General features: G+C 48.2%; 13 protein-coding genes. 1 reads left to right on the top strand and 12 read right to left on the bottom strand.

Features of this window, described 5'->3' with window-relative positions; genetic code table 11:
* The first annotated feature begins 44 nt into the window (after nucleotides 1-44).
* On the top strand, nucleotides 45-689 hold the full coding sequence (locus tag ACWWD9_RS05175; RefSeq protein WP_455867931.1) for a lytic transglycosylase domain-containing protein: 645 nt from the start codon (nucleotides 45-47) through the stop codon (nucleotides 687-689).
* 9 nt (nucleotides 690-698) lie between these two features.
* Here ACWWD9_RS05175 and galU read toward each other — a convergent pair whose 3' ends face one another.
* The 12 genes from galU to epsF form a co-directional block, all read right to left on the bottom strand.
* Complete coding sequence (gene galU, locus ACWWD9_RS05170) at nucleotides 699-1,598, bottom strand: UTP--glucose-1-phosphate uridylyltransferase GalU (protein WP_013442599.1); 900 nt, start codon at nucleotides 1,596-1,598, stop codon at nucleotides 699-701.
* A 120-nt stretch (nucleotides 1,599-1,718) separates the two neighbouring features.
* Nucleotides 1,719-2,702: a UDP-glucose 4-epimerase GalE gene (gene galE / locus ACWWD9_RS05165; protein ID WP_455867930.1), complete on the bottom strand. Its 984-nt coding sequence runs from the start codon at nucleotides 2,700-2,702 to the stop codon at nucleotides 1,719-1,721.
* 33 nt (nucleotides 2,703-2,735) lie between these two features.
* Nucleotides 2,736-4,157, bottom strand: a complete 1,422-nt coding sequence (locus ACWWD9_RS05160; RefSeq protein WP_455867929.1) for a mannose-1-phosphate guanylyltransferase/mannose-6-phosphate isomerase — start codon at nucleotides 4,155-4,157, stop codon at nucleotides 2,736-2,738.
* Between the two features lie 90 nt (nucleotides 4,158-4,247).
* Nucleotides 4,248-4,988 (bottom strand): WecB/TagA/CpsF family glycosyltransferase, encoded by a 741-nt coding sequence (locus tag ACWWD9_RS05155; RefSeq protein ID WP_455867928.1) that lies wholly within the window; start codon nucleotides 4,986-4,988, stop codon nucleotides 4,248-4,250.
* Nucleotides 4,989-5,036: 48 nt separating this feature from the next.
* A complete protein-coding gene (locus tag ACWWD9_RS05150) occupies nucleotides 5,037-6,071 on the bottom strand; it encodes an acyltransferase family protein (RefSeq protein ID WP_255348594.1) in 1,035 nt (344 codons plus the stop codon).
* A 17-nt stretch (nucleotides 6,072-6,088) separates the two neighbouring features.
* A complete protein-coding gene (locus ACWWD9_RS05145; protein WP_455867927.1) occupies nucleotides 6,089-7,270 on the bottom strand; it encodes a glycosyltransferase family 2 protein in 1,182 nt (393 codons plus the stop codon).
* 261 nt (nucleotides 7,271-7,531) lie between these two features.
* Entirely contained in the window at nucleotides 7,532-8,731 is a 1,200-nt protein-coding gene (locus ACWWD9_RS05140; protein WP_013442607.1) for a glycosyltransferase family 4 protein, read from the bottom strand.
* 65 nt (nucleotides 8,732-8,796) lie between these two features.
* Nucleotides 8,797-10,188 carry an O-antigen ligase family protein gene (locus tag ACWWD9_RS05135; protein WP_455867926.1) on the bottom strand — a complete coding sequence of 464 codons (1,392 nt, stop codon included), beginning with the start codon at nucleotides 10,186-10,188 and terminating at the stop codon, nucleotides 8,797-8,799.
* A 79-nt stretch (nucleotides 10,189-10,267) separates the two neighbouring features.
* Nucleotides 10,268-10,978, bottom strand: a complete 711-nt coding sequence (locus ACWWD9_RS05130) for an exosortase C-terminal domain/associated protein EpsI (RefSeq protein WP_013442610.1) — start codon at nucleotides 10,976-10,978, stop codon at nucleotides 10,268-10,270.
* Nucleotides 10,975-11,874 carry an exosortase B gene (xrtB, locus tag ACWWD9_RS05125; RefSeq protein WP_013442611.1) on the bottom strand — a complete coding sequence of 300 codons (900 nt, stop codon included), beginning with the start codon at nucleotides 11,872-11,874 and terminating at the stop codon, nucleotides 10,975-10,977. The genes ACWWD9_RS05130 and xrtB overlap by 4 nt, the downstream gene beginning before the upstream one ends.
* Before the next feature lie 45 nt (nucleotides 11,875-11,919).
* A complete protein-coding gene (gene epsG / locus ACWWD9_RS05120; protein ID WP_013442612.1) occupies nucleotides 11,920-12,801 on the bottom strand; it encodes a chain length determinant protein tyrosine kinase EpsG in 882 nt (293 codons plus the stop codon).
* A gap of 14 nt (nucleotides 12,802-12,815) precedes the next feature.
* Entirely contained in the window at nucleotides 12,816-14,219 is a 1,404-nt protein-coding gene (gene epsF, locus ACWWD9_RS05115; protein WP_013442613.1) for a chain length determinant protein EpsF, read from the bottom strand.
* Nucleotides 14,220-14,225: the final 6 nt, after the last annotated feature.

Below are 14,225 nucleotides of genomic sequence, written 5' to 3'. Positions count from 1 at the left end.
CTGGCAATATTTTAAATCGTATGCCATTTATTTGCAGATTAAACATGGCGGTTTCCGCCTTTTTTATCTCTGCCCTGCCTGTGGCATGGGCAGGCGATGGTGCGTCAACTGAGTCCATCCCCTGCGGCGTAACGACGCCCTATCAATTGCAGCCCTCTGCCGATGCGCTCGCCCAACAGCGTCAAACGCTCTCCGCCAAGCCCCATGCCAAATCCATCCTCTCCGCCGCCCGCAGTTCCGGGCTGGACCCTTGCCTGGTGCATGCCCTGATCTCAATAGAGTCAGGCTATCGGCAGGATGCCATCTCCAACAAGGGCGCCACCGGCTTAATGCAGGTCCTGCCCGAAACTGGTAATCGGTTTGGTGTGACGAATAGTGCAAGCTCGGTCAGCGCCAATCTCAAGGCTGGCACGCGTTATTTCAGCCTGCTGCAGAAGAAATATCCCGGCCGGCTGGACCTGGCGATTGCGGCCTACAACGCGGGTGAAGGTGCGGTGGAAAAATACGGTAACGAGATTCCGCCTTATGCAGAAACCCAGGCTTATGTGCCCAAGGTAATGGCGCAATATGAAAAGCTCAGCGGCAAATCCATCAAAAAACAGCCACAAAACCAGCCCCGAAAATACATCGAGGGCACCACATTGGCGCCCTCGACCTTGAAAAGTTACCGCATGACGTCGCAGCGGTAAGCTATCTCATTACTTCTTCTTGCCAACCAGGCCTTCAGCGGCGATGGCTTCCAGCAAGGCACGCAGATCCTTGCCGCACTCAGGATGCTTCAGACCCAGACGCACGGTCGCTTCCAGGAAGCCGGACTTGGAGCCGCAATCGTAACGCGTACCTTCAAAGCGGTATGCCAGAATCTGTTCTTCGCTCAGCAAGCTGGCAATCGCATCGGTCAATTGCAGCTCGCCACCGGAACCGGCTTGCAGGTTTTCCAGATGATGGAAAATACGGGGCGTCAGGATATAACGGCCGACCACACCCAGATTGGAAGGCGCTTCTTCTGGCTTAGGCTTTTCCACGATACCAGCCACTTGCTCAATGCCATTGCTCATCGGGTGTGTTGCCACAATCCCGTAGCTCTTGGTTTGATCGCGCGGCACTTCCTGCACGCCGAGCAGTGAGCAACGGTAATACTGGTAGGCATCTACCATTTGTTTGACCACAGGCACTTTGGCATCAATCAAGTCATCCGCCAGAATCACGGCAAATGGATCATCATTCACCACAGGCTTTGCCAGCTTGACCGCATGGCCCAGGCCCAGCGCCTGGTTTTGGCGGATGTAGATGCAGTTCACATTCTTGGGAACAATATTCTGCACCACAGACAGCAATTGCTTCTTGCCATTGCGTTCCAGCTCGTTTTCAAGCTCATAGGCCATATCGAAGTGGTCAGAGATGGAGCGCTTGTTACGGCCGGTAATGAAAATAAGGTCGGTGATGCCAGCAGCAACCGCTTCTTCAACCGCGTATTGAATCAATGGCTTGTCGACGACAGGCAACATTTCCTTGGGATTGGCTTTTGTAGCCGGCAGAAAACGCGTACCCAGGCCCGCGACCGGGAAGACTGCCTTAGTGACATTTTTTTGACGCATTTGAGTTTAATCTCCCAACAGGTTGGATGATCGCTGAAAAGGGGTTGCGATCATCGTGATAAAAATCATTAATGTAATGTACACCAATGACCGAAATATTAAATAGCCCTTAAGGACCAATCAAACAGGCTTGCCAACTGTTTTGGACTCCCACTGCCAGGCATGCTGGATGATGGTGTCCAGATCGGCATACACCGGTTTCCACCCCAGCTCACTGCGCGCAAGTGAGGCATCCGCCACCAGTCTGGCCGGATCACCCTCACGGCGCTCGCCTTCAGCCACCTTGATCGGCTTGCCCGTCACTTTTTGCGCCGCGGCAATCACTTCCTGCACAGAGAAGCCAGCACCATTACCCAGGTTATAACGGCGGCTGATGTTGGTTTCCATCAATTTGCGCAAAGCTAGCGAGTGCGCGCTGCACAAGTCGACAATATGAATGTAATCGCGGATGCAGGTACCGTCTGGCGTATCGTAATCGCGACCAAATACCGTAATGTTGTCACGACGGCCGGAGATTGCCTGTAATACCAGCGGAATCAGATGCGTCTCAGGCTCGTGACGCTCACCGAGCTGGCCTTCAGGATCAGCCCCTGCCGCATTGAAGTAGCGCAAGCAAACCGACTTGATGCCATAGGCGCGCTCATAATCGCCCAACGCCTGCTCCACCATCAGCTTGGAACGGCCATAGGGATTCAGCGGGTTTTTGGCATGCGCTTCGTCGATCGGCACATATTCCGGCTCGCCGAAGACAGCCGCAGTGGATGAGAAAATAAAGTAATTCACCTCATGCTTCACCATCGCATCCAGCAGATTCATGGTGTTGGTAAAGTTATTGAGGTAATACTTGTCCGGGTGCCGCACCGACTCGCCAACCTGAATATAGGAGGCAAAATGCATGACGGCATCGGGCGTGTGTTTCACAAACACCTCATCCAGCGCCGCCTTGTCAGCCAAGTCCGCCTCTACAAACGTGCCGCCCACCACTGCATCACGATAGCCAGACGACAGATTGTCAAACGTGATGACATCATGGCCTTCACTCAGCAGCATTTTCACCATGTGCGAACCGATATACCCGGCACCACCTACCACCAAAACTTTCATCGCCTACCCTTTCTTCCCGTTCTTTTAAAATTCTTATTTGCGGCCATATGTATCTTCAAAACGCACAATGTCATCCTCACCAAGGTAACCACCCGATTGCACTTCGATCAGGTGCAAAGGCAGCTTGCCGGGATTTTCTAGTCTGTGCGTAGTGCCGATCGGAATATAAGTAGACTGGTTTTCACATAACATTTCGGCTTCACCATTCTTGGTCACAATAGCAGTACCGCTGACCACCACCCAGTGCTCTGCCCGATGGTGGTGCATTTGCAACGAGAGCTTTTCGCCGGGCTTGACCATAATGCGCTTGACCTGAAAACGCTCAGCCGCATCAATACCTTCATACCAACCCCAAGGGCGGTATACGCGCGAATGGTACTCGTGCTCCTTGCGCCCTTGCTCTTTCAGGTAATCGACAATCTTTTTCACATCCTGCGCAGCGTCCTTATGTGCAACGAGGACGGCATCGCTGGTTTCCACGATGATGAGATTTTCTACACCCAGCGCAGCGACCATGCGGCCTTCACTGCGCACCATGGAGTTTTTGACGCCATTGAGGTAAACATCCCCGACCGTGACGTTGCCCGCATCATCTTTGTCCAGCACATCGGCGAGTGCCGTCCAGGAGCCAACATCACTCCAACCAATATCTACAGGCACTACGGCGGCGTTGCGCGTGTGCTCCATCACCGCATAGTCGACCGATTGCGATGGGCATTCCTTGAAACTGGCTTCATGCAAGCGCACAAAGTCGAGATCAGTGTAGCTCTGCTCCAGTGCCTCGCTGGCCTTGCTGGCGATCTCCGGAGCAAATTGGGTGAGCTCTTCCATGTATTGCTTGGGACTGAACAGGAACATGCCGCTGTTCCAGTAGTAATCCCCCGAAGCAAGATACTCCCTGGCTGTTTCAAGATTGGGTTTTTCAACAAAGCGGGAAAGCTCAAAACTGCCGGGGCAACTGGCAAGCGCTGCGCCGCCCTTAATATAGCCGTAACCGGTTTCAGGAATAGTTGGTTTAATGCCAAATGTTACCAGGCGGCCTTGCTGCGCGGCCTCAGCAGCAATGTCAATTGCTGCAGCAAATGCTGCATGATCTTGGATAACATGATCCGCAGGCAAGACCAACATCATGAGATCATCTGCCGCATCCTCTTGCAGACAACTTGCGGCAACCGCAATAGCTGGTGCGGTGTTGCGTCCGGCAGGCTCCAAAATAATGGCTCTTGGTTTGCTACCTATCTCGAGCAGCTGCTCCGCCACCAGAAAACGGTGATCATTTCCACATACAACAATAGGCGCTCCTATCGACTTTACGCCCCCGAGACGCAGCAAGGTTTCCTGCAACATCGAATAGCCAGAGGTCAGTGGCAATAACTGTTTCGGCAACGCCTGTCTGGAGAGGGGCCATAATCTGGTGCCGGATCCCCCTGACAGAATAATTGGAACTATGGTCATATGCGTCTCGCAATTAATTTTTATGATGATTCAATTCTCTTACAATACTATTGTATTTAACGCACTCATCAAGGAGTAGACATTCGATTACTACTTCCTTGTTTTGCGATTCACACGCAATATATAGAAGAATTTCACTATATCCACCGAATATCGTTTGATTAGCCTTTTAGGCTCAAGGCATAGCCTGTAAAACCATTCCATGCGTATTTTTTGCACCCATAGTGGCGCACGCGCTTTGGTCCCAGACCAGAAATCAAACAATGCACCCACACCTGAAATAACGGGGATATCAAGTTGGTGAGCATGTTGCAGTATCCATTCCTCTTGTTTGGGATTACCCATCGCAACCAGCAGCAAATCTGGCGCAGCTGCCTTTATCCGGGCAATCAGGCTTTGCTCATCGCGCATGCTTGCATATCCATCCGCATATCCGGTAACCAGTTGGTTCAGGTTCTGGCTGACATGCATGGCCGCTTTTTCTACAACTTCTGGTTTGGCACCAAGCAAAAATACCCGCATGGGCTTGCTAGCATGGCTAAGCAGATATGGCGTGAAATCTGTCCCATTCAGGTTGCATGAAAAACGTTTTCCGGTCAGAAGCCACTTAGCAATATCCATACCGATACCATCGTTCACAATAATGACATCCTGATTATCAAGGCGTTGCCTTAGATGATCACATTGCACAATAAAGTTGGTATTGGAATAAAACAGCAATGTTTGATGTCCAGCAGCTATTCGTGCATATATTTGTGCTGACAGCCGCTCCGGGTTTGTCTCCAAAACCGGATAGTTTGCAATTTCTACCGTTTTATCTGCATTACTCACGTATTACCCAATCCTCAATCTCAAGCTCATCTGTTTGCAATCATTTACTTAAGAAATATTGATCTTGTCTCCATTTTGAGACACCTGATCTGCCACTGGCTTGGATTTTTTCCCCCACCGTTCACTAAGTGATTTGCCTAAGCGCATGGCCGGGCCTTCATAGTATTTGGTCGAAATATGCGCCACCAGAAAAATCGCTGCAAACAGCAAAGGGCGCTTCATGTACTTTTCTAACAATGTGTCACCGGTGCCCAGCCATGTATCAGCCAACAGGGGGTGAACAACATACAGGGCATAAGAAATACTAGCCACGTAAAAAAGCCACCGATGGTACAAAAAGCGGGTGTAAAGCTTGTCAGGATTGGTCAGAGAAATGCCCACAAGCAGCGCAGCAAAATAAGGCCTGAGGTAATTCAGAGGCCCTCCGGAAGGATGGCATGAAATCAGCAATAGAATGGCGATCAGCCAAAAATTGGTGCGTGTCATCAGGTCTCTGACTTTATTTCCCAGATGACCTCCGAGCACCAATGCAAGGGTGGCCCCAGTCAAAATTTCATCTACGCGAAAATGGGTAATTACAGAGGAATACATGCCTTGGCTAAGACGTAGCAAGGTGATCAAAACGCAGAGTATCGGAATTAACAATAACCCTTTTTTCTTGAGTAGCGCCACCAACAATGCCACGCCAAGATAAAAATGAATCTCCACGCAAAGGCTCCACATATGCTCTGTTATGTGAGGGATAAATGGCTTGGGTGGATAGTTGGCATAAAACAGAAAGTGAGCCAGCCAGGTTTGCATGTCGGCCGAATAAATCAACAGCGAAACTGCCATATACAACCACGCAAGCGGCAATATGCGGAATAACCTCCGTATAAGGAAACCAACAACATCCTGATTTTTAATTAGGATGTTGGTAACCAGGAACCCCGACAAGGTAAAAAAAAGTGACATACCTAATAAGCCGGCAGCAAAGTTCAATAGCCATGCGTGTGGCCCCAAAGGTAACAAATGGCATGCAAGGACGATAAGAATACTCATTCCCCGCCATCCATCCAAGGCTTGAAAGCGATTACCCTGCACGCATGTATTCCTTATTATCAATCACGTTTGGACCTGACCCAGTTCACCTGACGTTTGATCAGGAATTTTACATACAACGGTATTTTTGCCAGAGCATAAAGTGGTGCATATGCCAGATTGGATAATGACAAAATATGTCGCCCATACTTAAGCCAAGCAAGAAAAACGCCAATCCCAAGCAGCACGAATAAAACTGGCCCCAACACCCAAGGCATGAGTCCGGTGCTGAAAATAAGCACGATGATGGACAAGCTCGCCATCGCAGTTACCAGCAGGGTTAATAAAGCCAGTGGCGGAACCGCCATATCCAGGGACAGCGCCAGCAAGCCAGGATTAAGGGTCACTAGGCCTCGAAAAATCATGGCGGGTGCCTCTTTTACTATCATGCCAAGATGCCCATGCTCCCAGCGAGTGCGCTGTGTTTTGAGACCCTCATTATTCAGAGGAAAAACACTGGTCACTTCCGCTTCAGGACAAAATAATGGCGCCTTACCAACGGACGCAAGCTCCAATCCCAGCTTTAAATCTTCCACGATATGCCCACTGGCAAGATTAGCCTGCTGTATCAATGCCCAGGGAAAGGCCATGCCAGTCCCCATTAGTTGACAAGGCAAACCCAGCACCAGATAGCCTGAGGCGCGTGCATAGTTTTTAACTTCCCAGGCAAACTCAGCAATGCGCGTCTTCAAACCAGCACCTTGGGGCGAGTACATGCGGTATAAAGCCTGCACAGGCTTTTGTGTTTCAAATGCTTGTTGAGCCAGTACTTCGAGTGCACGAGGCTTAAGCAAACAATCCGCATCTACGACAATGACGACTTCTGGCCTTGTGTGTGATTCAAGATAGCGAACACCATGATCTAGGGCATAACCTTTACCACGTAATGTTTCATTTTGACGCACGAGCACATGCGCCCCTGCAGCTTGGGCCTGTTGCGCAGTGTCATCACTGCAATTGTCGGCAATGACGATCAGTTGGTCTTGTGGTTTGAGCTGTTGCTGGAGACTATGCAAGGTAGGAAGAAGATTTTCTCCTTCATTGTGTGCTGGCACAAGAACCGCAATGGAAAGCGCCTTTCCTGAATGCCCCTGCCGCGATTCATGTAAAAAAAAGGAAGCGACAACCTGAATAAGAAATACCAACACAGGGATAGATAACAGCAAAAGAACTAGCAGGAAAACTGCGGAAACAATCCACATAACATATTCCTCGAAGATTAATTTTCACCTGTCAATACAGGCCCGAATCTGGCAAATGCGAGATAGTGTGAGTGTGCCATCAACTATTAGATGGCTCAGCCGATCAGACAATTAACAATATCTGCGAACGATGATGACTGCGTAGCGATACCTAGGTGGACGTGCGACTCCATCAATGAAACTAACATGGTGACACAATGACCATTGACTCAAGAATCATCTTGGATATGCTTCTCCAGCCAGGCGAGAGACTCGCCTCACTCATCCCTGTTGAAACAGCTTATCCAATTTTTGAACCTCAGCATCGATGGCATGGCGCTGTATTACGCGAGTGAAACCTGCTTCGCCCATGGCATTCAGTTTATCTACAGGAGTGTTTAAAAAGTCGACAATGGCATCGCGCAGTGCATATACGTCGCCAGCAGGGAACAGCCAGCCATTTTCATGATGTACCACCAGCTCGGGAATGCCGGCTACATAAGTGGTAAGAACCGGCCGCTTAAGCGCCAGAGCCTCCATGATGACGACCGGAAGGCCTTCAGCAAAACTCGGAAGCACCAACGCACTGGCATTAAGGATCTCTTCTCGTACTTGATCACCGCTAATCCAGCCAGTAATTTTTACTTGTTCTTGCAAGCCTAATTTTGCAATCTGCTGTTCGACAATAGCACGCATCTCGCCATCCCCTGCCAGCACCAGCTCAAAATCCAGCCCCATCTCCTTGACCAGATACGTCGCCTGTATTAGCAGTAGCTGGCCCTTTTGCTCGCATATGCGGCCAACGCAAACCAACCTTGAGCGCTGGGGCAATGCAACCGCAGGTACTGAATAAAAGCTTTCTTCAAGTCCGCAATGAACAACATGAATTTTTCCCCAGTCTTCAAAATCTGCCCAGCGGTATAGCTGACTCCGGGTGTAAGAACTGATTGCGGCAACAAAGCGGGAATGCCGGATTTTGTCGCGTAAGTGAATGAAGGTAGTCTTGTCGAACTCTTCAGGACCATGCACGGTAAAACTGTACGCCGGCCCCCCCAGCAAATAAGACAGCATGACGACTTCAGCAGAATTGGTCCCAAAATGGGCATGCACGTGCGCGACGTTTTTTGCACGCGTAATGGCCACCACTTGGCATGCTTCCATCAAATAGATCAGGTGATATGGCCATGACCGATCAGCGCGTAGGCCAAGACGTAAAGCCAGCATGGTCGTCTTCAAAAATCTGACTGGGTTTTCCAGAAAAAGACCTGCCATGGTTTTCATCATCGGCAGCAAACCACGGTTGAGGATGAACTGCGTTTTATCGCGCTCGGAAACATCCTCTTCATCTACCAGCTCAGCATCCCAGCCTCGGAGCGCGATACGCGTTACCTGGTGTCCCTGTTTTTCAAGGGCAAGAATCTCTCTCCGTATGAAACTATGGCTCACTTTCGGATATTGATTAATGAAATAAGCTAGATGCATGAATGCTCTTGATGGATGGATTAATGAAAAATATAAATGGGCTAAAGCGGGCCACTTCCAGCATGTCAAAACTGTGGCGTAGGTTGAATACTTTCAGAATCACGCTCTTTTTTAATTAACGTATTCAACCCGACTACCAAACCGATAAAGAACCAGAAGTACCAGTTAAAGCTCAGGTAAAAAAGCATATTGTCCGAGTAGGAATACAGGCAATACTGCAGCAGCTGCAATATCGCAATACCGCTCAATAGCAGTTTAGCTTTTCTTAATGGAAAAATTTTAACGGCAGAGGCTGCAAACAACGTGATATAGGCCAGCACACCAAATATACCCAAGTCAAAAAATAGCTCGACGTATACATTATGCGCACCGGTTTTAAATCCTCCCGACAAGGGAAAGAAAATTACCGAGTAATACATGAAGCCCTCTGAGCCGTATCCAGTAAGGTACTTGGCTGGTTCCATCCAGTTTATAGCCGACTCCCATATGTATTTACGCCAGGCAAACGAATTCAGCTTGGCATACGCCACGACCTCATTACCCGAATTCAGATCCAGAATTCGATCTCGGACTTCGGGAATCATAAAGGCAATAATCGGAAGGGTAATCACAACGAACAGATATTTACGCTCAAAGAACAAGCCATATAGCACTAGCCCCGTACCGAATCCTATCCAGGCACTGCGGGTCTGGGTCGCAAGCAACATTCCAATCAATACGATCAAATAAAAAGGGAATAGCTTTTTTACTCTTGGTCCAAAGACTTGAGCATCTGCTTTCCATAGATAAAAGCCTACCGAGATGATCAATGTAAGATAGAAAGCCAGAATATTAGGATGGTCAAATGTACTTTCCAGACGATTTCCATTAAAGCCCTTCAAATGCAAGGCAATACTGAGCAGGCCATAGCCCACTGGAATAAGGCTGGACATTACGATAACTTTCATCCATTTGTAAAAATCCTGATGCGTTTTAACAAGATAAATACCCAATGCAAAAACAGCAGCAGTCGATATCAAGGATAGGTAAAGTTTGACGGAAAGAAAGATCTCTGGAGCTTTAACCACGCCGATCCCATACATAATAAGAAACGGCAACCAGACGACCACCACCAGTTTTCTTTGTGATTTTTCCATACGGTACATGGCGAACAAACCAATAATCAGAACCAGGGCATTTAATACTGCACCCAGCCCGAATGGGCCTAGCTTGGTATTGTCCAGAATCGCATCTAGCCCAGACCGGAAAATAAGGATGAGGAGTAAAAGGAGGTATTTATCGACAACGAACAAGATGCCAAGCAGGATGGCAGCAGGCACAGCCAACAGCAATGCATATTTGTTGCCTGCGATATCCACAAATGCAGAGGAAAATGCGCCAGCAATCAGGATGAGCAGTCCCCACATTACAAGCACGACGGCACTAAATGCCATATTTTTTGGATTCAACTTCTGCAATTGCATCTCTTTACTGGTATGTTGAAATGAATAAAATGCGACGTTTTGGCGCTAGTTTTTATTCAAAAATTGTGACCCATCAAAAAGCAAGAATGGATGCATTGGTCTTGGGCGTGGCTTCAAGCAATTCTTGCAAAAAATCCTCCTGCTTTTTATAGGAAGCCTCAACATTCGATGGATCCTCCACAATAGTGGAAACGCGAACCAGAATGCCATCATCTACTTGACCACTCAGGCCATCCATAAATATTTTTTTTCGCATCTCTAGCGGAGATGTCGGATATGCATTGCCTATTCTTATCCAGTAACTGATAGCTTCCGTACGATCATCCGATGCGACCAACAACCTGACCATGTTGATGGGACTCTGGATATCCTCTGCCTTGAAGATGGAGTTGCTCTTGTTAAGAATGTGAAATCCTTGTGCCTCATAACAAACTTCAGGGCGATGAATCTTCACATCTTGCGTTTGTTGTTTGGCATAGGCGAGAGCCAGCATGACGATAGTGCCATCTTCATGACGGTAGCTACGCATCAATACTTGATCATATGGTTGCTCAAGCGACTTCTCATCCTCATATTGGCCTTTTGCAACTAGTCCCACTTGCAAATAGGGACTGGACTCCTCGGTCCATTTTCCTATTTTCTTTGGAAATACCTCATCAAAATTGACAACCGCCTGGGATGATGGAATGACCGGTTTCAGGACAATGGAAAGCAGAAAACTGATCACCAGCAAACTGGCAATAGCGATGGTAGCCTTCATGAATTTGGGCTTTTGAGTTGTCATTTTTTCAACTGCCTGGCATTCCACTTGGTAGCAATGAGTCTCAACAAACTGTCTGTCAGAATCACCAATATTAGTGCGGTAAGGAACAAGACCAAGCCTGAAAACTCATGCAAAAACCCCTGTCCCGCTTCATCGCCCCAATAAAACGTAATCAATGCCAATACCAGCACCCGAGTAACATTCGCAGCGAATGAAATAGGGATGATCATGACCGCCAACAGGAAATTGCGTAGGGGAGATTCGTGATGTGTGACGTTCATGTAAAGGAGTCCGAGCACTTCAAGCGTAAACAGCGAATTCAAGCCCGCACAGGCATCTGCCACCAACAGCTGATACTGGCCTATGGTTAACATGACTCCCGTTCTCGCAATCGGATAATCCAATGCGAAAAGTATATGTTCAGCCGCATACGAAACAGCCATTTTCATTGGCAACGTCGCGGCATCCACCATGAACGCAGGCAGCGGAATAACGAACAAAAGAAAGAAGAATGCAAACCATAAATACTTTGCAGTCTGCTTTCCCAGGTAGATCAGGGTTAGGCCAAGCAGCACGGGTAACAGTGAGCCTACCTCGAAAAGCAAGAGCGATTGCGATCGGCCTAGAACAAACATGAGCAGGCCGATGCCAAATAGACTACCGCCTAAGATTGGGTGGCTACTGTAAACAACTCCAGACTTGATTAGCTGATTGAATTTGAAGTAGAAAAACCAAATGGCAACCGCAAAAACAATCGGTCCATGGGCATGGCGTTCCGTACCCCAAATTCCATGAAACAAATCCCAGAATGTTGCAAAATAAGTAAAAATCAAGGCGGCGGCAATGATGTAAATCCTGGCATCCATTGCCTTCGCAATATTCCACTTATTTTGAATCCAATTGGCGCTCGATGTCATATTGCCTCTAGATTTGAGCGTTTCGCTCAACCTGCCTGGATAAGATTAGAATTGATTGGCAACAGCACCGACAATACGAACACCGACACCGCTCAGCATTTCTTTTAACACCTCAAGATCATGCGACTTGGTTTCATTGACGCGAGTGACGACCAGCGAACCCCTGCATCTTCCTGCCACGGCCTGAGCGTCAGACGATTCAGCTGTACATGGTGTATCAACAATGATCACATCATATTCATTCATTAGTTGATTCAACAAATCAGAAAAAGTAGCCCTACCCAATAACTCTTGCGGATTGGGCGGAATAGTGCCGGACCCTAGTATTGACAGATTTTCGAACGCACTGAGGAAAGTAATAACTTCAAGCCCGGCTCTTCCGACCAAAATATCCGAAAGGCCTTTGGGCTCAGATAAGTTGAAGTTGCGGCTTTGAGATGGATTGCGCAAGTCTGCATCAATCAACAGGGTTTTTTCTCCCAGTTGAGAAAAAACAATCGCGAGATTTGCAGCTATATAACTTGCCCCATCGCCACGCTGCGAAGCCAGCACTGAAATGGCTTTGTTACCTTCGCTAAACCACCGTAGAATAAGTTGTGTTCTAAGTGCCCTTAATGATTCCACCTGTTTGGAGAAAGGCTGATATGCGGCGACCAAGTCATTTGAGAATCCCCCTTCATTCGGCTGTAAATAAGGGTAGTCAAACTGAATTGAAAGCGCTTGCCGGATATCATTCTCATCGACAAATCCAAGTCTTAAGGCAGCATCGCCAAATCGGATATTTTCCTGCTTTTGCAAGCGGATGACTCGCTCTGCCTCATCTGCAGTTAATTTACCCGAATCAAGAAGCAGCTTGCCAATGTTGGCCTCCTTCTTGTTCGGCTTGGCATTTTGGACAATCGGTGATACTTCGTTAGTTAAATCCATGCTTAACAAATCCTTTAGGCGCTTGGCAGATATCGAATCATATTAGCGGGCAGTGACTTCAGGCCTTTGGCAGGGGGCAAACCATCCACCAAAGCGAACACAGGGGCCCCTAGCAGTGCAGAAACATCCGCACGGCTTCTGATGCGTCGATCCATCATTTCAGAAATGAATGCCAGAGCGAGTCCGAGCAAGAGTCCTATCACAGCGCCGAATGCCAGCTTCAACAACAACCGTATGCCAGATGCATGAAGTGGAACAGTGGCAGTATTCAGAATGGAGATATCGCTTTGGTTTGAACCTGCCTCAATGGTGGTTTGACCGTAACGTTGCATCGCGCCATTAATTGCCTGCTGAGCCATTTCGACATCTTTCTGCAGCACGAGCATTTCATCCCGCGAGCGGTTCATCTCGATCAAGAGATTCTTTTGCTTGTCTACCTGCTGCTGCAGTTCTGCAACGCGCGACTTTTGCATACGAGCACCACCACCAATACTGTCAGTAGTCGCCTTTGTCTCAGCCGCAAGTTGGGCCCTGAGGTTTTGCACCTCAGCCAATGCTGCTTGGTACTGAGGATGATTTTTATCAAGGCGTCCTGAAATTTCAGTCAGCTTGGATTCCGCATTAAGCAGATTAATTTTGATGTTCTGAACGATCGGGCTTGCCATCACATCCGGTGATTCTGAGCTATTTTTATTACTGATGCCTGAACGTGATGACGCCTCGATAGATTGCCCCTGCGCTGAAACAAGTTGCTCTGACAACCAATTCAAGCGGGAAACCTCAACATCCATCCGCTCATCGGCATTCGTATACCCTTTTTCGCGTTGAAACTCGGAAAGCTTAGCTTGAGCCTGTGAAAGGTTATCCCGCATCTTTTGAATTTGGGTAGCAAAAAATTCCGTTGCTTTTTTGGCAGGTTCAACCTTCATTTCAACATTCGTTTCCTGATAGGCGTTTGCAAAAGCATTCGCTACCAAAGCCACGAAGTCAGGATCCGACCCCTCAAAAGTAATCGCAAGAACACTGCTATCGCGGCCAGGAGTAACGGTGAGTTTGCGTAACAACAAGTCGGCCAGCCAATATCTCAAGTCGCCTTGACCTTTCGTTTCCTCTTCAAATTTAGCTTTCACATTTTCGTTTTCGGCCATGCGTAGCTCATCGACCACCTTCAGGGCAACATGCTGACTTTTGATAATATCAATCTGCGTCGGCACATAACCAGGCACCATTTGTCCAGGCACTACCAAGCCTGTTACCGGATCCACACCCTTGTAATTAAGCACAACAGAAGTAGTGGCGACATACACTTTGCTTTGAAGAAAACCAAGCACCAATACCGTCACCATGGTCAATACTAGCGTTACCGCAACAATGCGGTAACGCGCGAGCATGATAAGAAAAATTTGATTCAGATTCATCAACTT

It is taken from the genome of Methylovorus sp. SPW-M1, from assembly GCF_053848825.1.
Note: the sequence above shows the minus strand (reverse complement) of the source record. Positions and strands in the feature narration are given on the sequence as shown.